We start from the raw sequence: 720 nt of genomic DNA, 5'->3' as shown, positions 1-720 counted from the left end.
GCCATCGGGTAGCCGCGCACCTTCTTCAGCTCGTTGCCCCAGGCGGCGGTCGTCTTCGCGTTGGCGCCGCCCAGGTTGYGCAGCAGCGCGCCCATCGAGCCCGTCACCTCTTTCGGCAGGTACTTGCCGAACGGATGCTCGCCGCCGGCCGAAACGGCGGCGGCGTGCCGCGCCTGGAAGGCCTGCGTGATCACCTGCACCTCCTTCACCGCGCCGACCTCGGGCGTGGTCCACAGGTCGAGCTGCACCCGGTTGCTGTTGCGCCGGCCCTGCGGATCCTCCAGCTCCAGCACCCAGGCGAGCTGGAAGCGTTCGCTGTTGAACGCGCCGATCGCCTTGCGTTCGCCGGTGGCCACCACCTTCAGGTCGTTCTTCTTCAGCACCAGCGGGCACGACGGCTCGGCGGGCTTCGCCGGCTGCTCGGGCTTCGGCTTGTCGGGCTGCTGCGGCTGCGCCGGCCGGGGGCAGCCGGTCAGCGGGCATTCGGTGTAGGTCTTCTTCGCGATGTTCTGCGTCCACACCAGCTTGCGGTCCAGCCGCGTGATGTCGGAGGAGCGCGTGTCGCCGGCAAAGCTGCGCAGCAGCCGGTTGTCGAAGCTCAGTACGCCGTCGTTGCGGCGCATGTCGGCGCGGGTCTCGGTGAGCTGCTGGCCGCGCATCACCGGCATGATGGCACCGTCGATCGCGTAGGTGCTGCCCAGCACGGCAGTGCGCGCGGCC

At 70.1% G+C, this 720-nt stretch carries 1 protein-coding gene; it reads right to left on the bottom strand.

The features are described 5' to 3' along the window. Nucleotides 1–720: hypothetical protein (locus tag AC1D15_RS35645; RefSeq protein ID WP_477829806.1), on the bottom strand; the 720-nt coding region annotated here is incomplete at both ends.

Source organism: Rhizobacter sp. P2_H2 (assembly GCF_056403375.1).
Note: the sequence above shows the minus strand (reverse complement) of the source record. Positions and strands in the feature narration are given on the sequence as shown.